This window comes from Streptomyces sp. Tu 2975 (assembly GCF_009832925.1).
In the GTDB taxonomy this organism is placed as follows: domain Bacteria; phylum Actinomycetota; class Actinomycetes; order Streptomycetales; family Streptomycetaceae; genus Streptomyces.
This window is the reverse complement of sequence record NZ_CP047140.1, coordinates 5,108,569-5,133,562: the sequence shown is the minus strand read 5'-3', so window position 1 is coordinate 5,133,562 and position 24,994 is coordinate 5,108,569. Positions and strand designations below refer to the sequence as shown.

Sequence of the window (24,994 nt, the reverse complement as noted above, 5' to 3'; positions counted from 1 at the left end):
CGGGGGCCGATGAATCGGGCCTTGTTCTGGAGTCTGTCCTGGTGCAGGTCCGAACACCGGGCACAAGGAGTGAACCGACATGGCCGATGACGTATCAGAGATCCGCAGCCTGATCGAGCGGTGGGCCGAAGCCGTTCACCGGGGTGACCTGCCGGCAGTGCTGGCGGATCACGCGGACGACATCGTGATGTTCGACGTGCCGCCCCCGCATGACGGTGTCCGGGGCGTCGACGCCTACCGCGAGACATGGCCGCCGTTCTTCGAGTGGCAGGCACAGGGTGCCTCGTTCGAGATCGTGTCGCTCGACGTCACCGCCGACGGGGACGCCGCCTTCGCGTACGCACTGCTGCGCTGCGGAACCCCCAAGGAGCTGGCGGAGCACCCCGAGAGCCGCCTGCGGTTGACGGTCGGGCTGCGCAAGGAGAAGGGACGCTGGGTCGTCGCACACGAGCACCATTCGTTCGCCGACACGACCGCCGACAGTGGCACGTGAGGCGCGTTCCTCTGCTGCGGCTGTAAACGGCGGGCGGTCGCGTACGCAGCCACCGCACTCCGGCATGAAGTGAGGGACGGCCCGTCAGTACCAAGGCGGACCGTCAGCACCCCGGCCGCCCCCCGGACCGCCCGGACCGCCCGGGTACTGACGGTCGGGCGGTCGGGCGGTCGGGCGGTCGGGCGGTCCTGCGTACGGGTCGGGGCGGGATGCGGTCGCCGCGAGCGGCCTCAGGCGTCGCGTCGCGTAAGCCGCCGGCCGCCCACCCACAGCGCCGCCGCCACCCAGAGCACCAGGACACCCGTGCCCGTCCAGGGGTTCAGTGGACCGTCCGGGTGCTGGAGCAGGATCTGCTGGCCCGCGCGGTCCGGGAGAAAGTCGACCCAGCTGCCGCCCTGGGAAACATCCCCGAGCACGAACGACAGCATCAGCAGGAACGGGATCAGGATGCCCATGACCGCCGGAGCGCTGCGCAGGGCCGCCGCGAGACCGGCCGCGAACAGGGTGATCAGCGCCAGGTAGAGCCCGCATCCCACCACGGCGCGCAACGCGCCGGGCGTGGTTATGCTCACGCCCCGGTCGCCCAGGGCCGCCTGTCCCAGGACGAAGCACGTCGTGCTGGTGGCCAGACCGACGGCGAGTGCCAGCAGGCCCACGACCGTGAGCTTGGCCGTGTAGAACACGCGCCGGCGCGGGACGGCGGCCAGCGATACGCGGATGGCTCCGGCCCGGTACTCGCCGGCGACGGCGATCGAGCCGAAGCAGATCGCCGCTATCTGACCGAAGTTGAGGCCGAAGAAGGAAGCGCGGACGGGGTCGAACCCTCCTTCGGCGATCTCTTCGGCACCGACCGTCGCGCACATCAGGACCGAGAAGCCGACTGTGGCCACGAAGACAGCGGCGAGCGTGAAGCACTGGGAGCGCACGGACCGGATCTTCAGCCACTCGGAGTGCAGTACGGGGACGACGGACGGCATGGTCAGGCCTCCTGGGCGGCAGTGGCGGGCCGGGCGGTCGTGTACTCGGCCTCGTCGGCCGTGAGAGCGAGGTACGCGTGCTCCAAAGAGGGCTCCTCGCCGGCGAGTTCGAGTATCGGAATGCCTTCCTCGGCGGCGAGCGGCCCGATGTCCTCGACCCTGGCACCCTCGACGGTCCACCGACCGTCCTCACCCTCTGCCGGGTGGAGGCCCCTGGCCATGAGGAGTGCACGCAGCCGGGCAGCATCGGTGGTGCGCAGTCTGACCCGTGGTGTCGTCCACGCGTCGATGAACTCCCGCATACCGGTGTCGGCGAGCAGCCGGCCCCTGCCGAGCACCACCAGGTGGTCGGCGAACGAGGCCGTCTCACTCATCAGATGGCTGGAGACGAGGACGGCCCTGCCCTCGCCGGCCAACTCCCGTACGAGCTTCCGGATCCAGATGATGCCCTCCGGGTCCAGCCCGTTCGACGGCTCGTCCAGCAGCAGCACCGCCGGGTCGCCGAGCAGGGCCGCCGCTATGCCGAGCCGCTGGCGCATGCCGAGCGAGTACGTCCTGATCCGCCGGCCCGCGGCGCTCGCGATGCCCGCCTGTTCCAGTACCTCGTCCACGCGCCGCGCCGGTATCCGTGCCGCCGCGGCGAGGATGCGCAGATGGTCCCGGCCGGTGCGGGAGCCCACGGCTGCCTGCGGGTCGAGCAGGGCGCCCACGTGGCGCAACGGCTCGTCGATCTCCGCGTACGGGCGGCCCCCGATGGTGGCCGTGCCCGACGTGGGCCGGTCCAGGCCGAGGACGAGGCGCATGGTCGTCGACTTCCCGGCGCCGTTCGGGCCGAGGAAGCCGGTGACCTTGCCGGGGCAAACACTGAACGTGAGCCCGTCCACGGCGCGCCTGCCGCCGTACTCCTTCGTGAGGTGTGTGACGTCGATGCTGGTCATGGCACAAGCCTCGCGGCCGGGCCGGGCCGGCCGCCTCCCCCGCCGGAGGGGAGCGTCTCCCTCGTGAGGGGAGCCGTCACGGCCGGTGCCGCTGGCACGATGGCGGAATGCTCCACGTGCTCCGCTTTCTGCGCCCGCTGACCCGCAGGATCGCCCGCCGTGTCACCTACACCCGCTGGCTGCACCTGCTCATCGGCACCGTCGTCATGGGCGTGTGGCTGTTCATCGACACGACGCGGCTGTACGTGCCTGTGCTGGCGCTCGGTCTGCTCGGACTCGTCCCGGCGATGCGGCTCGTCGAAGGGCTGCAGGCGCGGCTGTTGCTGTCTCCGTACGGATACAAGGACGACTCGTCGGGCATCGCCGTCACGTCCTCGGCCACGTGGGCGGACCGCTGGCGGACGGCTCTGTGGCTGGAGATTCGCCTCGGTCTCGGTCTTCTCACGGGCAGACTGACGGTGCATCTGCTCGGCATGTCGGCCGACCTCACACTGCTCGCAGGCGGTGTCACGCTCGATTCGGACCCGACCTTTCCGTTGCCGGGCGGCGAGGGTCACTGGTGGTACGCGCTGCTGGTGCCGCTGCCGGTCGTGGTCCTGTTCGCCGCGGTCGTCGGACTCGGGGAACTGATCACGGCGATCGCCCAGCGTCTGCTCGGCGCCTCCGCGGCGGAGCGGCTCACGGCTCTGGAGGAGCGCACCGAGCAGCTGCTGGAGCGGAACCGCATCGCCCGGGAGTTGCACGACTCGATCGGGCACGCGCTGACCGTGGCGGTGGTGCAGGCAGGCGCGGCGCGGGCCGCGGGGGACGCCGAGTTCACCGAGCGGGCGCTGACGGCGATCGAGGAGACGGGCCGGGCGGCGCTGGACGACCTCGAGCGGGTGCTGGACGTGCTCCGCGAATCGGGCCGGCCGGTCGGCAGCCGCCCCACGCTCGCCGACGCCGACCGGCTGCTGGAGTCGGCGCGGGCGTCGGGCGCGGAGGTGCAGGCCGAGGTGACGGGTCCGCTGACGCTCGTACCGGGGCCGGTGTCCCGGGAGGGGTACCGCATCGTCCAGGAGGCACTGACGAACGTGCTGCGGCACGCGGGCCCGGTGCCCACCCGGGTGCGGATCGCCGTCGCCGACGGCCGGCTCGACCTGGAGGTGGTCAACTCGCTGACCGGGCCGGTCACTCCCGCCGCTCGCGGCAGTGGGCTGCGCGGAATACGGGAGCGTGCGGCGCTGCTCGGCGGAAAGGCCACGACCGGTCCATATGAAGGCAGTTGGAGGGTCAAGGTGGGCCTGCCACTCGACGGCATACGCTGAACGGGTGCCGATCACCGTGCTGCTTGTCGACGACGAACCTCTCGTACGGGCGGGGCTGCGTGCCGTGCTGGAGGCCCAGCCGGACATCGAGGTGGCCGGCGAGGCCGCCGACGGGGCCGCGGTGATCCCACTGGTGCGGCAACTGCGCCCGGACGTGGTGGCGATGGACGTGCGCATGCCGCTGATGGACGGCATCGAGGCGACCCGTGCCGTGCTGCGCACGGTCGACGACCCCCCGAAGATCCTGGTGGTCACGACCTTCGAGAACGACGAGTACGTCTACGAGGCGCTGCGCGCGGGTGCCGACGGTTTTCTGCTCAAGCGGGCACGCCCGGCGGAGATCGTGCACGCGGTGCGGCTGGTCGCCGAGGGAGAGTCGCTGCTGTTCCCCGCGGCCGTACGCGCGCTGGCCGCCGAGTACGGCAACTCGGCGGCGCGCACGGCGATGGAACGGGCCGCACTGACCGAGCGTGAAGCAGCCGTCCTGCGACTTATGGCACGCGGTCTCTCCAACTCGGAGATCGCGACGCAGCTGTTCGTCGGCACGGAGACCGTCAAGACCCACGTCAGCGCGGTGCTCGCCAAACTGGGCGCGAGGGACAGGACGCAGGCGGTTATCGCCGCCTACGAGTCGGGATTCGTCACGCCGGCCTGACCCGGCGGCACCGCCCGGCGAGGCGGCGCGGGTGGCGGAACCGGGACGGTTACCGGCAGACGACACCGCACGGCACGGGGCGCAGGCTTCCCCCACACTCGGCTGCCGCCGCGTCCACATCTGCGGACGGCCCGGCTTGATGCCCGTCGGCAGCAACGGTTCAAGCCGGGCCCACTGGCCGTTCGTCAGATCACCACGCCTCACAAGTCCTGATCACGCAAGAGCAAGATCCACTTTCGCAACAGACCCTCCCCGCACACCGGCCGGGGGCCTCGTCCGGACCGGGCCCCCGGCCGGTGTGCGGGGAAGGTCAGCCGACTCCGAACTCGTCCGCCTGGACGCTGCCGGTGCCGCGCAAGGAGCCGTCCCGCATCTTCCACAGTCCCACCAGCGGCGGGGTCGGCGTCTGGTGGTAGTCGGGGGCGACGAAGTGCATCGCCCCATCGGCCCAGAGTGCGAGGTAGGCCGTGCCCTGGGCCGTGCGGGCGGCGACGACCCGTTCGGGGGCCGGGTCCGGCCCCGTCCACCGCGCCGGGGTCAGCACCGGCTCCGCGCCCATCTGCTGACCCAGCGCGGTGCGGAAGTCGGCCAGCGACGATTCGACGCCGGCGTCGGAGTGGAACTTGCGCCCGATGTACTCGGGCGGCCGTGCCGGTCGCCGCTGCTTGCGCCGTCCGAAGATTCCCATGGTGCCTCCAGTGCCGTGACGGGGGTGTGCTCAGTCCTCGGGGTCGGGTGGTGCGGGCTCGGAGCCCAGGCGAGCGAGATAGGCGCGGCAGCGGGTCTTCCAGTCCGATTCGGACATCTGGGAGAGGCATCTCTCCAGCAGCGCCGCGACCGCGGCCTGGAGCCTCCCGTGGGCGACGGCGTCCTCATGTGCCTCCAGAGCCGCGGCCAGCCTGCGCTTGCTGCCCATGTCCTCCACGTCGAGCAGGGTCAGGGCCTCGATCCCTCTCGGCAGGTCCATGGCCAGTAGGACAGGGATGAGGCGTCGGGGGATACCCACGTCGTCGGAGGCATTGGCCACGGCCACGACGTGCTCCAGCAGCTCCGGGTCGGGTGGCCGGGCGGGATGCAGGTCGGCCAGCAGTTCCACCGCCATCCGCTGCACGCCTTGCTCACCGCTGGCCAGCAGGGAGTGCAGCGCCTCCGCGTCCAGTGCCCGACGGGCGGCCAGGGCGCGCAGCGCCGCCTTGCGGACCTGCTTGTCCTCCCACTCGTCGACGGCGATGGCCTGGGCCGCCCTCAGATCGGTCGTGGTGAGCCGCGCAGGATCGTTCAGCAACGGTCGGATCGACTTCCTCCGGTTGCGTTCCTCCATCTGTCCCAGGGCGATGTCGAAGAGCTTGGAGAGTTCCCGCCGCAGGACCTCTCCGAACCTCCCGTGGTCGAAGGGGACAGCGGTCAGCCGCCTCTCCTGCTCGATCTCACGCAGGGTCCTGACCAGATCCCTGTTGTCCTCCGGGAGGGAGTCGAGGCCGACGGGAGGGCGGAACGCGGCGTCCAGGACGAGGTACCGCTGGTAGGTCGAGTGCAGACAGAGCACCAGGAACGGCTTGCCGGCCAGCAGCGCCGCGGTCACCTCGGTCTCCCAGGTGATGCGTCCGATCTCCTCCACGATGACGAACACGCAGACGTCCGCCTCCTGGACCGTGGCCCGGGAGTTCTCCTCCCAGTCGGACGAGGCGGAGTTGATGTAATTCACCGTGCCGTCGAGGAAGTGCCAGGAAACGCCGCCGAAGGCGGTGACGGTCCGGACGAACTCGTCCTGCACCCGACGCGTGTCCGCGGCACCGCACAGCATGACTCGGATCATGACGCATCCTGACATGCACCGCCCTGCCGGATGTGGGGGGCGGAAGGCTGGACGGTCCATATCCGTGCAAGGCCGTCCACGCGCGATCCGCAGCCTGGCGTATTCCTTCTCCTCCGCCTCGCCGAGAACGGCCGCCGGACCACAATGGACCGGTGACGGGTACCGGAGACGACCTGTGGAACGCCGCCATCACCCCCTCCGCGTACGACGCCGAGGGCCAGCACTACCGCGCGGCGGTGCTGGAGCAGTACAAGCTGTGCGTCGAGATGTCGGACCGGGTCAGTGCCCGGCGCAATGCGGCGAACACCTTCTTCCTGACCGTGAACAGCGGTCTGGTCGCCGCGTTCGCCGTGTCCGGAGGGGGCGGCCTGTCCGCAGCACCCCGGTGGGCCGTGGCGGCGGGGCTGCTCGTGGTGCTGGCCCAGTGCGCCGCCTGGTGGATCACGGTGCGGTCGTACCGCCAGTTGAACAGCGCCAAGTACCGGGTCATCGCGTCGCTGGAGGAGCGGCTGCCGGCCATGGCCCTCTCCCAGGCGGAGTGGCGGGCGCTCGGCGAGGGCGCGGACTGGCGGCTCTACGTGCCGCTGAGCCTGGTCGAGATGTGGGTGCCGCTGATCTTCGGCTCGGCCTACATCCTCGGCTTCGGAGCGCTGTTGTGGCCCTAGGCCGTCACCCTCGCCCGGCCCCGGACCTCGGCCGTCGCTTCCGGCCAGCTCCAGCCCTGGCCGGGCCCCGGCCGCCGTCACGCGACCGCGGCCCCGTTCGTCACAGGTGCGTCGGAGCGAACATGCGCAGCAGCGCCGGGAGGACGACGACCGACGGGCCCGGCCTGGCGAAGGCCTTCGCCAGGTCCTCCGACAGGGACTCCGGGTTCGTGCGGACGGCGGGGACGCCGAAGGATTCCGCCAGCGCCACGAAGTCCGGGCGGGCCAGCTCGGTCGCGGTGGCCTCGCCGAACGCGTCCGTCATGTACTCGCGCAGGATGCCGTAGCCGCCGTCGTCGACGATCAGCCAGGTGACCGGCAGCCCGTACTGACGGGCGGTCGCCAGTTCGGCGATGGAGTACATCGCGCCGCCGTCGCCGGAGACGGCGAGAACGGGCCGGGACGGGTCGGCGGCGGCCGCGCCGAGGGCAGCGGGGAAGCCGTAGCCGAGGCCGCCCGCGCCCTGGGCCGAGTGCATGGTGTTGGGCTTGCGGGCGTCGAAGGCCGACCAGGCCCAGTAGGCGAGGATCGTCATGTCCCAGAAGTTGGGCGAGTCGTCGGGCAGCGCCTCACGTACGGAGGCGAGGATCCGCTGCTCCAGGACGAGTTCCTGGGAGTCGATCCGGGCCCGGACGGCTGCGCGTACGTCCCGCACCGACACGGCGGCCGACGGGTCCTCGCGTTCCGACACCGTCTCCAACAGGGCGGACAGCGCCAGGCGCGCGTCCGCGTGGATGCCGAGCGCCGGGTGGTTGGACTCCAGCTTGCCGAGGTCGGCCTCGATCTGGATCACCCGGCCGCGCGGCGCGAACGTGTGGTAGTTCGAGGAGAGTTCGCCCAGGCCGGATCCGACGACGAGCAGCACGTCCGCCGACTCCAGGAAGTCGGTGGTGTGGCGGTCCTCCAGCCAGGACTGGAGGGAGAGCGGGTGCTCCCAGGGGAAGGCGCCCTTGCCGCCGAAGGTGGTGACGACCGGCGCGTCGAGCTTCTCGGCGAGGGCGAGCAGCTTGCCGGAGGCGTCGGAGCGTACGACTCCGCCGCCGGCGATGATCGCCGGGCGGGCGGCGTTCGAGAGCAGGTCGGCGGCGACGGCGGTCAGTTCGGGCCGGGGCACGACGTCGTCGGGCGTGGCGTCCATGGCGGTGACGACCGGGAGGGTGGTCCCGGCGAGGAGGACGTCCTGCGGGATCTCGACCCACACGGGTCCGTGCGGGGCGGTCAGTGCCGACTCCCAGGCGGCCGCGATCGCCGACGGGATCTGGGAGGCGGTGCGCACCACGTGCACGGACTTGACGATGTCGCGGAAGGACGCCTGCTGGTCGCGCAGTTCGTGCAGGTAGCCGTGGCGGCCGCCGCCGAGCCCGGCGGAGGGCACCTGGCTGCCGATCGCCAGCACGGGCGCCGACGCCGCGGCCGCCTCCTGGAGCGCGGCCAGGGACATCAGCGCGCCGGGTCCGGTCGACAACAGCAGCGGTGCCGCTTCGCCGGTGACGCGACCGTACGCGTCGGCGGCGAAGCCCGCGTTGTTCTCCACGCGCAGGCCGACGTACCGCAGGGAGGAGCGGCGCAGCGCGTCGAACATGCCGAGTGCGTGCTGACCGGGCAGGCCGAAGACCGTCGTCGCGCCGAGCCCGGAGAGGGTCTCGACGACGAGGTCACCGCCGTTGCGGCCGGCCGGCGGGTTCAGGGCCGCCTCGGTCTGGGCCGCCGTGGGGCGCAGCACCAGGTCGTGGTCGTGGGTCACTGCGTCTTCCTCGCGTCGGCGATCTGCCGGGACATGATCGTGGTCAGCTCGTACGCGGTGTGCGACGCGGCGACGGAGGTTATCTCGGCGTGGTCGTAGGCCGGCGCCACCTCGACGACGTCGGCGGAGACGAGGTTGCAGGACGCGAGGCCGCGCAGGATCTCGAGGAGTTCGCGGGAGGTCATGCCGCCGGCCTCGGGGTGCCGGTGCCCGGTGCGTGCGCCGGGTCCAGGCAGTCGATGTCGATGGAGATGTACAGCGGACGGTCCCCGATGCGCTGCCGCAGCTGGTCGGCGACCTCGTCGGCGCCCCGGCGGTAGACGTCGGCGGAGGTGACGATGCCGAAGCCCATCTTCTCGTCGTCGGTGAGGTCCTGCTTGCCGTACAGCGGGCCGCGGGTGCCGACGTGGGACAGCGCGGAGGTGTCGAGGATGCCCTCCTCGACGGCGCGGCGGAAGGGGTGCCGTGGGTGTACTCGGCGCCGAAGTAGGTGTCCCAGGTGTCGAGGTGCGCGTCGAAGTGCAGCAGGGCGACCGGCCCGTGCTTCTTGGCGACGGAACGCAGCAGCGGCAGCGCGATGGTGTGGTCGCCGCCGAGGGTCATCATCCGGGCACCGGTTCCGAGCAGGTCGTCGGCGGCGGCCTCGATGGTGTCGACGGCCTCGTTGATGTTGAACGGGTTGGCCGCGATGTCACCCGCGTCCGCGACCTGGGCGAGCGCGAAGGGCGAGGCGTCCTGGGCCGGGTTGTACGGGCGCAGGAGCCTCGACGCCTCGCGGATGGCGTTGCCGCCGAAGCGCGCACCGGGACGGTAGGAGACCCCGGAGTCGAAGGGGACGCCGACCACGGCGACGTCGGCACGGCCGACCTCGTCGAGCCGGGGCAGCCTGGCGAACGTGGCGGGTCCGGCGTACCGCGGGATGCGGGACGAGTCGACGGGGCCGCGCGGCTGCTCGTTGCTGCTCATGTGACATGCCTTCCTTCTTGCGCTTCGTTGCGCATTCAGCCGTTTCAGGGCGTTTGTACGACTTTAACTGTGGGCCGGGGCGGCCTCGGCGGCCGGGGCCTCCGGTTCGGCCTCGTCGCCGCCCCGGCCGGCCAGCCGCTCACGCCAGTTGGCGAGCACGGCGGGGTCGGTGGGCCGGGTGGCCAGGCTGACGGCCACGTACGCGGCGAGGGAGGCGAGCAGGCCGTAGTAGACGGGCTGGTTGGCCAGGATGCCGTACGCCGCCATCAGACCGATGACCGAGAGACCGCCGACGGTCACCGCGGCGAGCGCGCCCTGCACCGTGCCACGCTTCCACAGCAGGCCGCCGAGGATGGGCACCAGCAGGCCGCCGACGAGCAGGTTGTAGGCGACGGTGAGGGCCTGGACGACGTCGTTGAGGGCGATGGCGATGAGGATGACGCCGACGCCCATGATCAGGATGAAGGCACGGTTGCCCTTGACCTCGTCGTGCTCGCCCTCCGGCTCGGCGGTGAGGCCGCGCAGCCGGGACCAGATGTCGTTGTTGGCGACGGTGGCACAGGCGATCAGCGCGCCCGAGGAGGTCGACATGACGGCGGCGAGCGCGGCGGCCAGAACCAGGCCCCGGACGCCAATCGGCAGCTCGTCCTTGACGATGGTGGCGAAGGCGTCGTCGGCGCTGGGCAGCTTCGGGTAGATCACCTTGGCGGCCGTACCGATGACGGCGCCGGCGAGGGCGTAGGCGAGGCAGTACGTGCCGGCTACGGTGCCGCCCCACTTGGCGACCTTGTCGGTGCGGGCCGTGAAGACCCGCTGCCAGATGTCCTGGCCGATGAGCATGCCGAAGGTGTAGATCAGGACGTACGTGAAGATCGTCTCGCCACCGATGCCGAGCGGCTCGAAGTACGCGGTCGGCAGCGCCGCCTTCATCTCGGCGAAGCCGCCGGCCTTGACCACGGCGATGGGCAGGAGCAGGAGCAGGACGCCGATGGTCTTCACCACGAACTGCACCATGTCGGTGATCGTGATGGACCACATGCCGCCGAGGGTCGAGTAGGCGACGACGATCGCGCCGCCGAGGACGATCGCGGCGGTCCGGGGCAGGTCGAAGAGGACGTCGAAGATCGTGGCGTAGGCGATGGTCGAGGTGACGGCCAGCATCAGGGTGTACGCCCACATGACGACGCCCGAGATCACGCCGGCCTTGCCGCCGTAGCGCAGGTCGAGCATCTCGGAGACGGTGTAGACCTTGAGCCGGGCGATCCGCGCGGAGAAGAAGACGGACAGGGCGAGCAGGCCGAGGCCGATGGTGAAGACCATCCAGGCGCCCGAGAGTCCGTATTTGTAGCCGAGTCCGACGCCGCCGATGGTGGACGCGCCGCCGAGCACGATCGCGGCCATGGTTCCCGAGTACATCCAGGGGCCGAGGCGGCGGCCCGCGACCAGGAAATCGCTCTTGGACCTGGCGCGGCGCATGCCCCACCAGCCCATCGCCAGCATGCTGGCCAGGTACAGGACGATGACTGCGTAGTCGACGGCCATGGGGCCCTCCTCTGCTCACCTCAGTGGCGTGTCGTGCGGGGAAAGTGCCAGGGCCGATCGCGGGGACATCCGCCCGTACCCGCTGCCGCTGGATGGCATGACAGTAGGTGGCCGGAAAGCGACGCTGAAGTGTACGTTTCATCCACTGTTCCGCCGCTGGATGTACGAAGGGTCCACCGCCATGGCCGCTCAGGAGCCCGCATCCACGCCACCGGCGCCGGCCGTCCCGCTCGCCGCCCTGCTCGCCCGCCGGGACCTCGGGCTACGACTGCTCGCGGGCCCCGAGGACGCTGCTCTCCACTGGGTGCACACCTCCGAGATGGCGGACCCCTATCCGTACCTCCTCGGCGGTGAACTGCTGATGACGGCCGGCGTGCAGCTCAGCGACCCGTCGCGGTACGTGCAACGCGTGGTCGAGGCGGGCGCGGCGGCACTCGGCTTCGGCGTGACTCCTGTGTACGACACCGTCCCCGCGGAGCTCGTCGAGGCGTGCACACGCCACGGCCTGCCGCTGGTCGAGGTGCCGCCGCAGACGCCCTTCACGGCGGTCGCCCGGGCGCTGTGGCGGCTCATGGCCCAGGCCCGCCTCCAGGAACTGCGGCGGGTGACCGAGGCGCAGCAGTCGCTGGCGACGGCGGCTGCCCGGCCGGCCCCTGTCCCCGCGGTGCTCGGCGCGCTGGCCTCGCGGCTCGGCGGACGCGCCGTGCTCTTCGCTCCGGACGGTACGGAGTCGGCCGCGGCGGGCCGCCCGGTCCCCGAGGCGGCGAGCCGTGCGCTCGCGGAGCTGGCGGGGGTGGTGGGACCGCGCCCGGGCGGACCGGCGACGGCGAGCGGTGACGGCGGGGGGCTGCGGCTCGCCGCGTACGCGCTCGGCGGCACCGACGGCCTCACCCTCGGCGTCGCGTCCGAGCACCACGAGCCGGGGAACCACACGATCGCCGGGGTGGCCGTCGTCCTGCTCTCGCTGCTCACGGCCCCTCGACGGGGGCGGACTCCGCGGCACGCGACGCGGCTCTGGTCCGCCTGCTTCTCGGCGAGGCCCCGGCCGAGGCGGCGCGCTCCCTCGACCCGGGCCCCTGGACGGTGGTCCACGCCCAGGGCGGCGACGGCACCCCGTTCGCGGCGGCCGCGCTGGCGGCGGCGCTGGGCACCTCGCTGGTCGAGACGCCCGACGGCACGGCGGTACGGCTGCTGCTGCCCGCGAGCACGGCCGTCGTGGCCCAGCCCGGCTGGACGCTCGGAGTCAGCGCCCCCGCTGAGGCGCGGGACCTCGTCCTCGCCGACACGCACGCGGCACGCGCCCTACGCCGTGCGCTCACGACGGGCAAAGCCCTGGTGCGCCGGCACGAGACCGGCCCGCTCACCGCCGACGAGGCCCGCGCGCGGCTGGCCCCGCTCGCCGACTCCCCCGCGCTCGTCGAGACGCTGCGGACCTGGCTCTCCCTGCACGGCAGTTGGGACCGCACCGCCGCCGCCATGGACATCCACCGCAACACCGTCCGCCAGCGCATCGGCCGCTGCGCGACGCTGCTGGACGCCGACCTGGACGACGTGGACGTCCGGATGGAGCTGTGGTTCGCGCTGCGGCAGGGATAGGTGGTCCGACGCCCACGGTTCCGTGACAAGTCCACGACCGACGGGACCGAAAGCTGTGTCCACGCACCAATCCCCTTGCCCGTCAGGTGTGTTGGAATCTCCGCATGGTCACTCCTGCTGACGGAACCAGGCTCGCGGACCCGGACGGGCCGGCGCGCCGCCTGCGCGCCGAGGTCGAGCGGTTACGGGACGAGGCGGCGCACCAGAAGGGACTGGCCCACCGCCGGGCCGAGTTCTGGACCAAGGCCCATATCGCTCTCGGCTTCCCGGCCGCCCTTCTCGCCGGCACCGCCGGAGCCGCCGGCCTGGCCACGGCGGACGCCCGCATCCCCGCCGCCCTGCTCGCCCTGGCCTCCGCCGGCTTCGCGGCCGGCGCGGGTTTCCTCCGCAGCGACGTCCGCTGTCGCGCCAACAAGCGCGCCCGGCACGCCTGGGCGGCCCTGGAAGGCCGCGCCACGGTGAGACTGGCACATGAGCAGCTGTCGGCCGCGGACCTCGCCGAGCTCCTCGACCACCGCCAGGCGGCGTTGGCGGCCTACGACGCGGAGGACCCCCGACCGGGCCCACCGCCGGCCCTGTAAGGGTCAACCGGCGATCTCCTCCCACGCGGCCCTGCCCGCGCTCGTCCTGGACCTGAAGGGCCGCGGGCAGCGGGAGCGGCAGCCGAGGCGTTGACCGGTCGGGGGAACCGCCGTACCGTTCGTCGCACAAACGGACAAATCACTCATTGGTCGGAGCGTGGGCCCATGCACATAACCCGCCGCAGGACCGGCACACTCGCCGGCACCGCCCTTCTGGCAGCCTGCCTGCTCCCGACGCTCTCCGCCTGCGGGTCCGGGACCCCCGCACCCCGACCGCCGGCCGACGTCCCCAAGGTCGCCTTGCAGGTCGGGGCCGCCCCGCTGGGGAAGGCACTCGCGACCCAGGCCACGGCCCAGAACGCGGCGGCGGCAAAGGCCGCGGCGAACCAGGCCTGCACCACGGACCCTGCCGACCGCCAGAACTGCCGTAATCCCGGGCAGACGATCGACCCGAACGGCGGGGACATCGACGGCGACGGCGTGTTCGAGCAGCACGAGCCGGTCGGCCCGGGATACAAGGACCCCCGCGCCTACGACGGCGGCAAGACGTCGGGCGAGACGCAGTGCGACTGGCTGCGCTCACAGGGAATCGCCTGCTGAAGGCGCCGCCGGCCCGCACCCTCAGCCCGGCATCAACGACGCTCCCGTCCCCGTGACGGGGGCGTCGTCATGCCGGTACGTGCTCAGCATCACTATGGACACTTTCAACAACCCCCCGGTAACTTAGCCTGAGCAAGCGCTTAGCCACGTGCAGCGTGCCCACACAGTCACCGTCACCGAGGAGGCGTCCGTGCGCCGGACCGTATTCAACGAGGACCACGAGGCGTTCCGGGACACCATCCGCGCCTTCATCGAGGCCGAGGTCGTCCCCGTCTACGACGAGTGGTTCGCTGCCGGCCAGGCGCCGCGCGACTTCTACTACAAGCTCGGCGAGCTGGGCGTCTTCGGCATCAACGTGCCGGAGGAGTTCGGCGGCGCGGGCCTGGACACGCACAAGTTCGAGGCCGTCCTCTACGAGGAGACCTCCCGCGCGGGCGTCCAGTTCGGCGGCTCCGGTGTGCACGTGCTGCTCGCCCTCCCCTACATCAAGCTGCTCGCCACCGACGAGCAGAAGAAGCGTTACCTGACGAAGTTCGTCACCGGCGAGGAGATGTGGGCGCTGGCGATGACCGAGCCGGGCACCGGCTCCGACGTCGCGGGCATGAAGACCACCGCCAAGCTCTCCGAGGACGGCACGCACTACGTCCTCAACGGCGCCAAGACCTTCATCACCGGCGGCGTGCACGCCGACCGTGTGATCGTCTGCGCCCGCACGTCCGCCCCGCGCGAGGACGACCGCCGCTTCGGCATCTCCCTGTTCGCCGTGGACACCAAGTCCGAGGGCTACTCCGTCGGCCGCAAGCTGGACAAGCTGGGCCTGCGCACCTCCGACACCGCCGAGCTGGCCTTCGTCGACGTGAAGGTCCCCGTCGAGGACCTCCTCGGCGAGGAGAACAAGGGCTTCTACTACCTCGGCCAGAACCTGCCGTCCGAGCGCTGGGGCATCGCGTTCGGCGCGTACGCCCAGGCCAAGGCCGCCGTCCGGTTCGCCCAGCAGTACGTGTCCGACCGTACGGTCTTCGGCAAGCCGGTCGCCTCGTTCCAGAACACCAAGTTCGAGCTGGCCGCCTGCCAGGCCGAGGTGGACGCGGCGGAGGCCGTCGCCGACCGCGCGCTGGAAGCGCTGGACGCAGGCGAGCTGACCGCCGCGGAGGCCGCTTCCGCGAAGCTGTTCTGCACCGAGGTCGCCCACCGCGTGATCGACCGCTGCCTCCAGCTGCACGGCGGCTACGGCTACATGAACGAGTACCCGATCGCCCGTCTGTACGCCGACAACCGCGTCAACCGCATCTACGGCGGCACCAGTGAGGTCATGAAGTCCATCATCGCCAAGTCGATGGGCCTGTAGGTTCCCTGACGTGAACCAAGCGCTCGACGAACTGCTCGATCTGCTCGACCTGGAGCAGATCGAGCAGAACATCTTCCGGGGAAGTTCCCGTTCGGCCGTGGTCCCACGCGTCTTCGGCGGTCAGGTCGCCGCGCAGGCGCTGGTCGCCGCGGGCCGGACGGCCCCGGCGGACCGCACGGCGCACTCGCTGCACTCGTACTTCCTGCGCATGGGCGACCCGGGCGCCCCGATCGTCTACACGGTCGACCGCATCCGCGACGGACGGTCGTTCACGACCCGACGGGTGGTCGCGGTCCAGCACGGCCAGCCGATCTTCCACCTCTCCGCGTCGTTCCAGACGCCCGAGGAGGGCCTGGAGCACCAGGCGGAGATGCCTGACGCGCCGGACCCGGAATCGCTGCCGACGGCCGCCGAGATGCTGCCGCGCTACGCGGACCGCTTCGTCGACCGCGGCGTGGTGGACAGGCTCCTCGAGGCACGGGCGGCGGTCGACCTCCGTTACGTGGACGAGCCGCCGTACGCCACCGCGGGCCGGCCGCGCGAGCCGCGCTCCCAGGTCTGGTTCCGCGCGAACGGCAAGCTCGCCGACGACTCCCTGCTGCACGTCTGCCTCGCGACGTATGTCTCCGACATGACTCTGCTCGACTCGGTCCTGCTCGCCCACGGGCGGGGCGGCTGGGCGGTCGGGGACGTCGTGGGAGCGTCGCTGGACCATGCGATGTGGTTCCACCGGCCCTTCCGCGCGGACGAATGGCTCCTCTACGACCAGCAGTCGCCGTCCGCCTCCGGCGGCCGGGGTCTGGGCCAGGCCCGTATCTACACCCAGGACGGGCAGCTGGCGATCTCCGTCATCCAGGAGGGCGTGGTCCGCGTCCCGCGCTGACGGCGCACGGCGTACTCCCCGGCCGGCGGTCAGGCGGCCGGGGTGTGCGCCGCGAACACCACCTTCGACGTGTCACCGTCGAGCTCGAGACTGAGCGTCGAGCGCGCGGGCGAGACGGGCGAGCAGCGGCAGGGTGGGCATGGTGCCGTCGAGCTCCAGCTCGGAGACCCGGGGCCGGGTCATCTCGGCGCGCTTGGCGAGTTCGGTCCGGGAGATCCCGAGCTCGGTCCGCCGGTCGTGGACGGCCTGCCCGAGGTCGAAGCGCAACTCCTCTACCCCGTCACCTGCGCCGCACGAGTGAAGCGGCGCTCCCCGGTTGGCTAAGGCTCTCCGTGCACCGGCAGCTCCGCCCCCGGACCCGGCGCCGTCGGCACCGGCAGCGTCGCGGCCAGGACGAAGCCGCCTGCCGGGGTCGGGCCGGCCGTGAGGGTGCCACCGAGGGCCGCCGTGCGGGTGCGCAGGCCGGAGAGGCCGTGGCCGCCGGGGTCGGGGGGCGGACACGGGCCCGGCGGGGGGTCGTTGTGGACGGCGACGAGCAGGGAGTGCCCGCTGCGGCGCACCGTCACGCGGGCGGCGGCGCCGGGAGCGTGACGGCGGATATTGGTCAGGCCCTCCTGGACGATGCGGTACGCGGCGTGCTCGACCGCCGGAGGGCAGTCGCCGGCGTCCAGGTGCACCGCCTCGACGAGGTCGCGTGCCGCCTCGAGGAGTTCCGGGAGCTGCGCGAGGCCCGGGCCGTCGTGGCGGATGGCCCGGCGCAGGTCGGCCGCGGCGCGGCGGCTGAGCTCACCCAGGGCGGCGGCCTCGTCCCGGTACGGGGCCGAGTCGGCGGTCGCGGCGAGCCCGCTGCAGCGCAGGCTGATCAGGCTCAGGTGGTGGGCCGCCGTGTCGTGGACGTCCCTGGCCAGCCGTTCGCGTTCCCGCAGCGCGGCCTGTTCGGCGGCGTACCGGCGCTCACGTTCGCGGGAGAGCGCCAGTTCGGCGAGACGGGCGGCGAGTTCGGCGCGGGCGCGGCCGAGCAGGCCGAGGGCGGCGGGGGCGACGGCGAGCAGTCCGGCGAGCAGGACGCCGAGGGTGGTCTCCGGCAGCGACCAGGCGTATCCGTCCAGGTCCCGCCAGGGCACGAACGCCACGACGGCGACGGCGGCCGAGGCGGCGACCACTTCGCCGCGACGGCGCTGGGACGCGGCCAGGGCGTACAGCGCGCACATGGCGGGCAGCCACAGCACGCCGGTGGCGAGCGTCGGCAGCATGAGGACGAAGACCGTACGAGGGAAGCGCCCGCGCAGGACGAGCAGACCGGCCGCGGCGAGCGCGCCGACGGCCATCCAGTCCTCCAGCCAGACCCGGGTGGCCAGCGCCTCCGCGACCGCAGCAACGACGACGAGGGCTTGACCGGCCCAGTACCGGGCGCTCACCCCGGTCCCTGTCCGCCCGTGACGCGGTGGACGACCGCGGCGAGGCCGACCCGGCTGGTGACGGCGAGCTTCCGCTTCAGTGCGCCGATATGCGTCTTGACCGTGGTCACCCCCATACCGAGGTGGGTGGCGATATCGGTGTTGGACAGCCCTGCGGCGATCAGGGTGAGGACCTCGTGCTCACGCGGGGTGAGGCCGGCGAGGTCGTCGGTCGCCCGGGGAGGTGCGGGAGCGGGGGCACCGGCTGTGTACCGGGCCAGTACGGCGGCGCTGCCCGGCGGTGTGCAGATCACGCCGCCGGCGGCGAGGAGGCGCACCGAGTCGACGAACATGCGCGGTTCCGTGGTCTTGAGCAGGAACCCGGACGCGCCGTCCCGCAGGGCGCGCTCGACGTGGTCGGCGCGGTCGAGGGCGGTGAGCATGGCCACCACGGGCGGGGCGGGCAGTGCCCGCACGGCGCGCAGTACGTCGAGGCCGGAGGCTCCGGGCATGTCGATGTCCAGCAGGACGACGTCGGGGGCGAGCCGCCGGGCCGTTTCGAGGGCGTCCGGGCCGTCGCACGTGGCGGCGACGGTGACGGCGTCGGCCGCGTCGAGGAGCCGTTGCAGCGCGGTGCGTACCAGTTCCTCGTCGTCGACGACGAGCACACGCACCGGCGGCCTCAAGTCGTAGTGCAAAGGTCGTCCTGTGGTCTGAGCGATGGCGTGCCTGCGGCTGCGAGCCTGGATGCAGATCCTAGGACGCCACAAGCGCCCGTCCGGATCCCCGGGGGTTCGACCGACCCCCGGGACCACGCTGCACGGGCCGCCGGGCCGGTGCCCGAAGGGATCAGTGGGTGCGGTGCCGCAGGCCGAGGAGGAACCGTCGTACGCCGATGAGCCGGCGCACGACGCGGCCGGCACCGCGGCCTGGGCGAAGGCGTCGCCCGGCGCCCGGGCGGTGTGGACCACCGGCGGCGCGCTACTGATCGTCGGCTCGGTGGTCCTGTTCCTGATCCTGCGCGAGCGGCTGCTCGACCTCGGGACCGGATGGCGGTACGTCCTGGCGCTGGGCCTGCGGGGCTCGCTCTCCCTGCTGCTGCTCGGTGGGACGTACTGCGTGGTGCGGGGCCTCTGGCGCCGCTGACCCCGGCGGGGGTCGCGGCGGGGGCCGCGGTGGGGGCCGCGGCGAGGTCCGGGACGTGATGCCGACGGGGGCCGCAGGGGGCCGCCGTCGGTGTCACAGCTCGTGGGTGAGGCCCGCCGCGTCGAGCAGGTATGCCGTCATCGGGTCGTAGAAACGCGGGTCGGTGACGTGGTCGTCGAGGGGGACGGTCACCTGGAGCGTGCCCTCCGCCTCCCCGATGAACAGCGCCGGGTCGTTGCAGTCCGCGTATCCGATGGAGTCCAGCCCGCGCTGGCCCGCGCAGCCGGCCCAGCCGTGGTCGGCCACCACGAGGTCGGGCAGCGGCCTGCCCTCGTGCGCCATGGCGTCCAGGATCGCGGCCATGGGGGCCGGCGAGTGGGTGTGCCACAGGGTCGCGCCCCGCTCGAGCATGGCGACGTCGGCGAACTGGAAGACCATGCCCTCGTCGGCGATCAGACCGCCCGGGATCCGCACGATCTCGCAGCCGGCCGCCCGCAGCGCGGCGGCCGTGGCGCGGTGCACGTCCAGCAGCCCTCCCGGGTGCCCGGTCGCGAACAGCACCCGCTCCTCAGCGTCGGCCGCCTTGCGCAGCCGTGCGGCCATGCGTTCGAGCGCGTCGACGGTCAGCTCGGGGTCGATGGTGTCCTGTCCCTGCCGGTGTCCGGGGTCGTCGCTGACGCCGCACCGCTCCGCCATGACGGCGAGCACGTCCTGCTCGTCGCTCCAGCGGTCCCCGAGTTCGAGGCCGAGCCAGTAGTGCCGGTCACCGTTGGCGAGCTTGCGGTAGTGGGAGAGGTTGTTGTCGCGCGGAGTGGCGACGTCTCCGGCGATACGTGAGCGGACGAGGTGGTCGACGAGAGCGGCACGGCTGGGTATCGGCATGGACCCATTGTGCCGTGGGGTGAGCGGAGCGTGTCGACCGTATTGCCCGCTGGGACGTGCCCCACACCTCAGCGGGCCCGCCCGTGCGCCGGTGTGCGCCCACACCCCGGGCCCGTGCGTGCGCCGTGCGCCCCGCACCCGGTGCGTCTGCCGTGCGCCGGTGCGCCCGTCAGCCCGCGAGTGAGGCCAGAGCCCCGTGCGCCAGGCGGCGCAGCAGGTCCTCCGTCGCCGCGCGGCCCAGGGGGCCGCCGCCGTTCGCCCCCAGGTGCGGGGTGGAGTTCAGCAGGCCGAAGACCGCGTGCACCGCCGCCCGCGCCTCGGACTCCGCGACCTCTGGGTGGAGCTCGCGGACCACGGTCACCCACAGCTCCACGTACTGGCGCTGGAGCTGGCGCACCAGTTTGCGGTCACTGTCCCGGAGGCGATCCAGCTCGCGGTCGTGCAGGGTGATCAGGGGGCGGTCGTCGAGGGCGAAGTCGATGTGACCGTCGATGAGGGACGCGAGCACCGACTCCGGCCCGGTGCCTGCCTCCTCGACCCGCAGCCGCCCCCCGTCCAGGAGGCGCTCACTGATGCCGACCAGCAGCTCCGCCAGCATGGCGTCCTTGCCTGCGAAGTGGCGGTACAGACCGGGGCCGCTGATGCCGACCGCGGCTCCTATCTCATCGACGCCCACGCCGTGGAAGCCGCGCTCTGCGAAGAGGCGGGCGGCCTCCTTGAGGATCTGCTCGCGACGGGTCGGGGCCGCGGTCCTGGTGCTCATGAACATTCATTCTAGACAGGGCGGTTAGCGGTCGTTAACCTGGACGCAACACGTTAACGCTCATTAACCGAGCAAGGGAGCTCGATCAATGCAGCAGGCACCAGTGCTGGCGAGCGCCGCGGACCCGGCCTCCGAGGCCTGGCAGGCCAATGAGGCGGCACACCAGGAGCTCGCCGACGGTCTGCGGTCCCGTCTCGCGGCGGCCCGCCTCGGCGGAGGAGAGAAGGCGCGCGCCCGCCATACGGCGCGCGGAAAGCTGCTGCCCCGGGAGCGGGTCGACACCCTGCTCGACCCGGGGTCGCCGTTCCTCGAACTGGCCCCGCTCGCGGCCGAGGGGATGTACGGGGGGCAGGCCCCGGCCGCCGGTGTGATCGCCGGGATCGGCAGGGTCAGCGGCCGTGAGGTCGTGGTCGTCGCCAACGACGCCACCGTCAAGGGCGGGACGTACTACCCGATGACGGTGAAGAAGCACCTGCGGGCGCAGGAGGTGGCGCTGGAGAACCGCCTCCCCTGTGTCTATCTGGTGGACTCGGGCGGCGCGTTCCTGCCGATGCAGGACGAGGTGTTCCCCGACCGTGACCACTTCGGGCGGATCTTCTACAACCAGGCCCGGATGTCCGGCGCGGGGATCCCGCAGATCGCGGCGGTGCTGGGTTCGTGCACGGCGGGCGGCGCGTACGTCCCGGCGATGAGCGACGAGGCCGTGATCGTCCGCAACCAGGGCACCATCTTCCTGGGCGGTCCGCCGCTGGTGAAGGCCGCGACCGGTGAGGTCGTCACCGCGGAAGAGCTCGGCGGCGGCGAGGTCCACTCCCGCGTCTCCGGTGTGACCGACCACCTCGCCGAGGACGACGCGCACGCGCTGCGGATCGTCAGGAACATCGTGGCGACGCTCCCCGCGCGCGGCCCGCTGCCCTGGCAGGTCGAGTCCGCGGAGGAGCCGAAGGTCGACCCGGCGGGGCTGTACGGGGCGGTGCCGGTCGACTCCCGCACGCCCTACGACGCCCGCGAGATCATCGCCCGCGTCGTGGACGCGTCCCGCTTCCAGGAGTTCAAGGCCGAGTTCGGCCAGACGCTGGTCACCGGCTTCGCCCGGATCCACGGCCACCCGGTCGGCATCGTCGCCAACAACGGCATCCTGTTCGCCGAGTCCGCCCAGAAGGGCGCGCACTTCATCGAGCTCTGCGACCAGCGCGGCATCCCGCTCCTCTTCCTGCAGAACATCTCCGGCTTCATGGTCGGCAAGGACTACGAGGCGGGCGGCATCGCAAAGCACGGCGCCAAAATGGTCACCGCCGTGGCCTGCACCCGGGTGCCGAAGCTGACCGTGGTGGTCGGCGGCTCGTACGGCGCGGGCAACTACTCGATGTGCGGCCGGGCGTACAGCCCCCGCTTCCTGTGGATGTGGCCCAACGCCAAGATCTCGGTCATGGGTGGCGAGCAGGCCGCGTCCGTGCTGGCCACCGTCAAGCGGGACCAGCTCGAGGGCCGCGGCGAGGAGTGGTCCGCCGAGGAGGAAGAGACCTTCAAGGACCCGATCCGCGCCCAGTACGAACAGCAGGGCAACGCCTACTACGCGACGGCCCGCCTGTGGGACGACGGCGTGATCGACCCGATGGAGACCCGGCAGGTGCTGGGGCTCGCTCTGACCGCCTGTGCCAACGCCCCGTTGGGAGACGCCGGCTTCGGCGTCTTCCGGATGTGAGGGACCTTCCACGATGACGATGTTCGACACCGTTCTGGTGGCCAACAGGGGCGAGATCGCCGTACGGGTCATCCGCACCCTGCGGGCCCTCGGCGTGCGCTCCGTGGCCGTCTTCAGCGACGCCGACGCCGGGGCACGCCATGTGCGCGAGGCGGACACGGCCGTCCGCATCGGCCCGGCGCCGGCCGCCGACAGCTACCTCTCCATCGAGAGGCTGCTCGACGCCGCGACCCGTACGGGCGCGCAGGCCGTGCACCCGGGCTACGGCTTCCTCGCGGAGAACGCGGGCTTCGCCCAGGCCTGTGCGGAGGCAGGGCTGGTCTTCATCGGGCCGCCGCCGTCCGCGATCTCCCTCATGGGGGACAAGATCCGCGCCAAGGAGACGGTGCGGGCGGCCGGTGTCCCGGTCGTGCCCGGATCGTCCGGCAGCGGACTGAGCGACGAGGAACTGGCCGCCGCCGCACGCGAGATCGGCATGCCGGTGCTGCTCAAGCCCTCGGCGGGCGGCGGCGGCAAGGGCATGCGCCTCACCCGTGTGGAGTCCGCACTGATGGACGAGATCGCGGCGGCCCGGCGTGAGGCACGTGCCTCCTTCGGCGACGACACGCTGCTCGTCGAACGCTGGATCGACCGGCCGCGGCACATCGAGATCCAGGTGCTGGCCGACGGCCACGGCAATGTGGTCCACCTCGGAGAGCGCGAGTGCTCGCTCCAGCGCCGCCACCAGAAGATCATCGAGGAGGCGCCGTCCGTCCTGCTGGACGAGGCGACGCGCGCCGCGATGGGCGAGGCGGCCGTCCAGGCCGCCCGCTCCTGCGGCTACCGCGGCGCGGGCACGGTGGAGTTCATCGTGCCGGGCACGGACCCCTCTCAGTACTACTTCATGGAGATGAACACCCGTCTCCAGGTCGAGCATCCGGTCACCGAGCTGATCACCGGACTGGACCTCGTCGAGTGGCAACTGCGGGTCGCGGCCGGGGAGCGGCTGACGTTCACGCAGGACGACATCACCCTCACGGGCCACGCGATCGAGGCCCGGATCTGCGCCGAGGACCCCTCCCGGGGCTTCCTTCCCTCCGGCGGCACGGTCCTGAGGCTCCAGGAGCCGCAGGGCGAGGGGGTGCGCACCGACTCGGGCCTCAGTGAGGGCTCGGAGGTCGGCAGCCTGTACGACCCGATGCTCTCGAAGGTCATCGCGTACGGCCCCGACCGCCCCACCGCACTGCGCAAGCTCCGCGCGGCGCTGGCCGACACGGTGACGCTGGGTGTCCCGACGAACGCCGGCTTCCTGCGCCGGCTGCTGGCCCACCCGGCGGTCGTCTCCGGCGAGATGGACACCGGCCTGGTGGAGCGGGAGGCGGAGGGCCTGGTCCCGGCCGGCGTGCCGGACGAGGTGTACGAGGCCGCGGCGGCGGTCCGCGCCGCGGCGCTGGCACCGCGCCCGGACGGTGCCGGCTGGACCGACCCGTTCTCCGTGCCGACCGGCTGGCGGATGGGCGGCGAACCGGCTCCGCTGGCCTTCCCGTTGCGCGTGCCCGGCTCGGACCCGGTCGACCACGCCGTCCGCCGGCAGGCGACGCCCCGGGTGGAGGCACACACGGTCTCCGTGGAGATGCACGGCGTCACGCACACCTTCCACCGGGCGGGCGACTGGCTCGGCCGGGACGGCGACTCCTGGCACGTGATGGACCACGACCCCGTCGAGGCGTCCCTGAGCGGCGCCGCCCGTTCGGGGGTGGACACCCTCGCGGCGCCGATGCCGGGCACGGTCACCGTCGTCAAGGTCGCCGTGGGCGATGTGGTGGCGGCCGGGCAGAGCCTGCTCGTGGTCGAGGCGATGAAGATGGAGCACGTTATCTCCGCTCCGCACGCCGGGACCGTCACAGAGCTCGACGTGACCGCGGGCTCGACCGTCGCCATGGACCAGGTGCTCGCCGTGGTCACGCCTGAAGCGTCCGGAGAGACCGCGGAGACCGGCACGACCGACGGGGAGGTCACCGCATGACCGGTACGGAAGGACTGCCGATGGCCGTCCACGGCCAGGGACTTCCCGACCGTGTGCGCATCCACGAGGTCGGTCCCCGCGACGGCCTGCAGAACGAGAAGTCGGTGGTGCCGACGGAGGTCAAGGCGGAGTTCATCCGCCGCCTCGCCGGATCGGGGCTGACCACCGTCGAGGCGACGAGCTTCGTCCACCCCAAGTGGGTGCCCCAACTGGCCGACGCGGAGAAGCTGTTCCCGCTGGTGAGCTCCCTGGCCGGCGTGCGGCTGCCGGTCCTGGTCCCCAACGACCGGGGCCTGGACCGGGCGCTCGGCCTCGGCGCCCGCGAGGTCGCCGTGTTCGCCAGCGCCACCGAGTCCTTCGCCAAGGCCAATCTCAACCGCACGGTCGACGAGGCACTCGCCATGTTCGAGCCGGTCGTGACCAGGGCCGTGGAGCACGGTCTGCGGGTGCGCGGCTATCTCAGCATGTGCTTCGGCGACCCGTGGGAGGGTCCTGTGCCTCTCGCACAGGTCGTCCGCGTCTGCCGCCGGCTCGCCGACATGGGCTGCGACGAGCTGAGCCTCGGCGACACGATCGGTGTCGCCACACCCGGCCATGTGGCGGCCCTGCTCACCGAGCTGGCCGGCGCCGGGGTCCCGGCCGACCGGCTCGCCGTGCACTTCCACGACACGTACGGCCAGGCTCTCGCCAACACCTTCGCGGCGCTCCAGCACGGCGTCAGCGTCGTCGACTCGTCCGCGGGCGGCCTCGGCGGCTGCCCGTACGCGAAGAGCGCGACCGGAAACCTCGCCACCGAGGACCTCGTGTGGATGCTTCACGGCCTCGGCATCGAAACCGGGGTCGATCTCGGCCGGCTCACCGCCACGAGCGTGTGGATGGCCGAGCAACTGGGCCGCCCCAGCCCCTCCCGTACCGTCCGCGCCCTCTCCCACAAGGAGTGACCCCC

At 72.2% G+C, this 24,994-nt stretch carries 23 protein-coding genes and 2 pseudogenes; 13 read left to right on the top strand and 12 right to left on the bottom strand.

Translation table 11 applies throughout. The annotated features are described in order from the left end of the window. Positions 1-79 precede the first annotated feature (79 nt). Positions 80-493 carry an SgcJ/EcaC family oxidoreductase gene (locus GLX30_RS22810; RefSeq protein WP_159691856.1) on the top strand — a complete coding sequence of 138 codons (414 nt, stop codon included), beginning with the start codon at positions 80-82 and terminating at the stop codon, positions 491-493. Between the two features lie 230 nt (positions 494-723). Here the strand turns inward: GLX30_RS22810 and GLX30_RS22805 are convergent, their stop codons facing one another. Both GLX30_RS22805 and GLX30_RS22800 read right to left on the bottom strand, forming a co-directional pair. Continuing rightward, a complete protein-coding gene (locus GLX30_RS22805; RefSeq protein WP_208545463.1) occupies positions 724-1,470 on the bottom strand; it encodes an ABC transporter permease in 747 nt (248 codons plus the stop codon). A 2-nt stretch (positions 1,471-1,472) separates the two neighbouring features. Then, positions 1,473-2,408, bottom strand: coding sequence for an ATP-binding cassette domain-containing protein (locus GLX30_RS22800; RefSeq protein ID WP_159691854.1), 936 nt, complete (start codon positions 2,406-2,408; stop codon positions 1,473-1,475). A gap of 107 nt (positions 2,409-2,515) precedes the next feature. On the opposite strand from GLX30_RS22800, the gene GLX30_RS22795 reads away from it, so the two are divergent. Then, on the top strand, positions 2,516-3,715 hold the full coding sequence (locus GLX30_RS22795) for a histidine kinase (protein ID WP_208545462.1): 1,200 nt from the start codon (positions 2,516-2,518) through the stop codon (positions 3,713-3,715). A 4-nt stretch (positions 3,716-3,719) separates the two neighbouring features. After that, entirely contained in the window at positions 3,720-4,370 is a 651-nt protein-coding gene (locus tag GLX30_RS22790; protein WP_159691852.1) for a response regulator transcription factor, read from the top strand. 310 nt (positions 4,371-4,680) lie between these two features. Here GLX30_RS22790 and GLX30_RS22785 read toward each other — a convergent pair whose 3' ends face one another. Continuing rightward, positions 4,681-5,058 carry a hypothetical protein gene (locus GLX30_RS22785; RefSeq protein ID WP_159691850.1) on the bottom strand — a complete coding sequence of 126 codons (378 nt, stop codon included), beginning with the start codon at positions 5,056-5,058 and terminating at the stop codon, positions 4,681-4,683. A 30-nt stretch (positions 5,059-5,088) separates the two neighbouring features. Further along, entirely contained in the window at positions 5,089-6,186 is a 1,098-nt protein-coding gene (locus GLX30_RS22780) for a hypothetical protein (RefSeq protein WP_159691848.1), read from the bottom strand. 152 nt (positions 6,187-6,338) lie between these two features. On the opposite strand from GLX30_RS22780, the gene GLX30_RS22775 reads away from it, so the two are divergent. Further along, positions 6,339-6,851: a hypothetical protein gene (locus GLX30_RS22775; protein ID WP_159691846.1), complete on the top strand. Its 513-nt coding sequence runs from the start codon at positions 6,339-6,341 to the stop codon at positions 6,849-6,851. Between the two features lie 100 nt (positions 6,852-6,951). Here the strand turns inward: GLX30_RS22775 and GLX30_RS22770 are convergent, their stop codons facing one another. The 3 genes and pseudogenes from GLX30_RS22770 to GLX30_RS22760 all read right to left on the bottom strand — a co-directional run bounded on the left by GLX30_RS22770 (position 6,952) and on the right by GLX30_RS22760 (position 11,142). Beyond that, positions 6,952-8,634: a thiamine pyrophosphate-binding protein gene (locus GLX30_RS22770; RefSeq protein WP_159691844.1), complete on the bottom strand. Its 1,683-nt coding sequence runs from the start codon at positions 8,632-8,634 to the stop codon at positions 6,952-6,954. Beyond that, a pseudogene (gene speB, locus GLX30_RS22765) lies at positions 8,631-9,600 on the bottom strand (agmatinase). Before speB ends, GLX30_RS22770 begins: the two are co-directional and overlap by 4 nt. A gap of 63 nt (positions 9,601-9,663) precedes the next feature. After that, the gene (locus tag GLX30_RS22760; RefSeq protein ID WP_159691842.1) at positions 9,664-11,142 is read right to left on the bottom strand and encodes a sodium:solute symporter; all 1,479 of its coding nucleotides are present in this window, start codon (positions 11,140-11,142) and stop codon (positions 9,664-9,666) included. A gap of 160 nt (positions 11,143-11,302) precedes the next feature. Here GLX30_RS22760 and GLX30_RS22755 point away from each other — a divergent pair. From GLX30_RS22755 to tesB, 5 genes and pseudogenes are all read left to right on the top strand, one after another. Further along, positions 11,303-12,738, top strand: a pseudogene (locus GLX30_RS22755) (PucR family transcriptional regulator). A gap of 104 nt (positions 12,739-12,842) precedes the next feature. Beyond that, complete coding sequence (locus tag GLX30_RS22750) at positions 12,843-13,319, top strand: hypothetical protein (RefSeq protein WP_159691840.1); 477 nt, start codon at positions 12,843-12,845, stop codon at positions 13,317-13,319. 165 nt (positions 13,320-13,484) lie between these two features. After that, entirely contained in the window at positions 13,485-13,919 is a 435-nt protein-coding gene (locus GLX30_RS22745; RefSeq protein ID WP_159691838.1) for a hypothetical protein, read from the top strand. A 190-nt stretch (positions 13,920-14,109) separates the two neighbouring features. After that, a complete protein-coding gene (locus GLX30_RS22740) occupies positions 14,110-15,267 on the top strand; it encodes an acyl-CoA dehydrogenase family protein (protein ID WP_159691836.1) in 1,158 nt (385 codons plus the stop codon). Between the two features lie 10 nt (positions 15,268-15,277). Beyond that, a complete protein-coding gene (tesB, locus tag GLX30_RS22735) occupies positions 15,278-16,150 on the top strand; it encodes an acyl-CoA thioesterase II (protein ID WP_159691834.1) in 873 nt (290 codons plus the stop codon). A gap of 72 nt (positions 16,151-16,222) precedes the next feature. Here tesB and GLX30_RS22730 read toward each other — a convergent pair whose 3' ends face one another. From GLX30_RS22730 to GLX30_RS22720, 3 genes are read right to left on the bottom strand one after another with little or no spacing between them, the layout of a single operon-like run. Beyond that, entirely contained in the window at positions 16,223-16,417 is a 195-nt protein-coding gene (locus GLX30_RS22730) for a helix-turn-helix transcriptional regulator (RefSeq protein WP_159691832.1), read from the bottom strand. Positions 16,418-16,470: 53 nt separating this feature from the next. Continuing rightward, on the bottom strand, positions 16,471-17,568 hold the full coding sequence (locus GLX30_RS22725) for a histidine kinase (protein ID WP_159691830.1): 1,098 nt from the start codon (positions 17,566-17,568) through the stop codon (positions 16,471-16,473). Continuing rightward, entirely contained in the window at positions 17,565-18,245 is a 681-nt protein-coding gene (locus tag GLX30_RS22720) for a response regulator transcription factor (RefSeq protein WP_244258257.1), read from the bottom strand. Before GLX30_RS22720 ends, GLX30_RS22725 begins: the two co-directional genes overlap by 4 nt. Before the next feature lie 163 nt (positions 18,246-18,408). Between GLX30_RS22720 and GLX30_RS22715 the strand changes: the two genes are divergently transcribed. Then, positions 18,409-18,693 (top strand): hypothetical protein, encoded by a 285-nt coding sequence (locus GLX30_RS22715; protein WP_159691828.1) that lies wholly within the window; start codon positions 18,409-18,411, stop codon positions 18,691-18,693. Between the two features lie 93 nt (positions 18,694-18,786). On the opposite strand, the gene GLX30_RS22710 is transcribed toward GLX30_RS22715, so the two are convergent. After that, positions 18,787-19,575: a phosphatase gene (locus GLX30_RS22710; protein ID WP_159691826.1), complete on the bottom strand. Its 789-nt coding sequence runs from the start codon at positions 19,573-19,575 to the stop codon at positions 18,787-18,789. 169 nt (positions 19,576-19,744) lie between these two features. After that, positions 19,745-20,338, bottom strand: a complete 594-nt coding sequence (locus GLX30_RS22705; protein WP_037774606.1) for a TetR/AcrR family transcriptional regulator — start codon at positions 20,336-20,338, stop codon at positions 19,745-19,747. Between the two features lie 88 nt (positions 20,339-20,426). Here GLX30_RS22705 and GLX30_RS22700 point away from each other — a divergent pair, with 88 nt between their 5' ends. Genes GLX30_RS22700 through GLX30_RS22690 form a run of 3 tightly spaced genes read left to right on the top strand, consistent with a single transcriptional unit; the run spans position 20,427 to position 24,989 of the window. Then, positions 20,427-22,043: a carboxyl transferase domain-containing protein gene (locus GLX30_RS22700; RefSeq protein WP_159691824.1), complete on the top strand. Its 1,617-nt coding sequence runs from the start codon at positions 20,427-20,429 to the stop codon at positions 22,041-22,043. A 19-nt stretch (positions 22,044-22,062) separates the two neighbouring features. Then, positions 22,063-24,048 (top strand): acetyl-CoA carboxylase biotin carboxylase subunit, encoded by a 1,986-nt coding sequence (locus GLX30_RS22695; protein WP_167306923.1) that lies wholly within the window; start codon positions 22,063-22,065, stop codon positions 24,046-24,048. Then, positions 24,045-24,989, top strand: coding sequence for a hydroxymethylglutaryl-CoA lyase (locus tag GLX30_RS22690; protein ID WP_159691820.1), 945 nt, complete (start codon positions 24,045-24,047; stop codon positions 24,987-24,989). The genes GLX30_RS22695 and GLX30_RS22690 overlap by 4 nt, the downstream gene beginning before the upstream one ends. Positions 24,990-24,994: the final 5 nt, after the last annotated feature.

What these genes read in the sequence shown, in the direction of transcription:
- GLX30_RS22760 (WP_159691842.1), bottom strand. Translation starts at nt 11,142, where the DNA reads ATGGCCGTCGACTACGCAGTCATCGTCCTGTACCTGGCCAGCATGCTG.
- GLX30_RS22780 (WP_159691848.1), bottom strand. Translation starts at nt 6,186, where the DNA reads ATGATCCGAGTCATGCTGTGCGGTGCCGCGGACACGCGTCGGGTGCAG.
- GLX30_RS22705 (WP_037774606.1), bottom strand. Translation starts at nt 20,338, where the DNA reads ATGAGCACCAGGACCGCGGCCCCGACCCGTCGCGAGCAGATCCTCAAG.
- GLX30_RS22700 (WP_159691824.1), top strand. Translation starts at nt 20,427, where the DNA reads ATGCAGCAGGCACCAGTGCTGGCGAGCGCCGCGGACCCGGCCTCCGAG.
- GLX30_RS22800 (WP_159691854.1), bottom strand. Translation starts at nt 2,408, where the DNA reads ATGACCAGCATCGACGTCACACACCTCACGAAGGAGTACGGCGGCAGG.
- GLX30_RS22745 (WP_159691838.1), top strand. Translation starts at nt 13,485, where the DNA reads ATGCACATAACCCGCCGCAGGACCGGCACACTCGCCGGCACCGCCCTT.
- GLX30_RS22690 (WP_159691820.1), top strand. Translation starts at nt 24,045, where the DNA reads ATGACCGGTACGGAAGGACTGCCGATGGCCGTCCACGGCCAGGGACTT.
- GLX30_RS22785 (WP_159691850.1), bottom strand. Translation starts at nt 5,058, where the DNA reads ATGGGAATCTTCGGACGGCGCAAGCAGCGGCGACCGGCACGGCCGCCC.
- GLX30_RS22805 (WP_208545463.1), bottom strand. Translation starts at nt 1,470, where the DNA reads ATGCCGTCCGTCGTCCCCGTACTGCACTCCGAGTGGCTGAAGATCCGG.
- GLX30_RS22810 (WP_159691856.1), top strand. Translation starts at nt 80, where the DNA reads ATGGCCGATGACGTATCAGAGATCCGCAGCCTGATCGAGCGGTGGGCC.
- GLX30_RS22795 (WP_208545462.1), top strand. Translation starts at nt 2,516, where the DNA reads ATGCTCCACGTGCTCCGCTTTCTGCGCCCGCTGACCCGCAGGATCGCC.
- GLX30_RS22750 (WP_159691840.1), top strand. Translation starts at nt 12,843, where the DNA reads ATGGTCACTCCTGCTGACGGAACCAGGCTCGCGGACCCGGACGGGCCG.
- GLX30_RS22695 (WP_167306923.1), top strand. Translation starts at nt 22,063, where the DNA reads ATGTTCGACACCGTTCTGGTGGCCAACAGGGGCGAGATCGCCGTACGG.
- GLX30_RS22710 (WP_159691826.1), bottom strand. Translation starts at nt 19,575, where the DNA reads ATGCCGATACCCAGCCGTGCCGCTCTCGTCGACCACCTCGTCCGCTCA.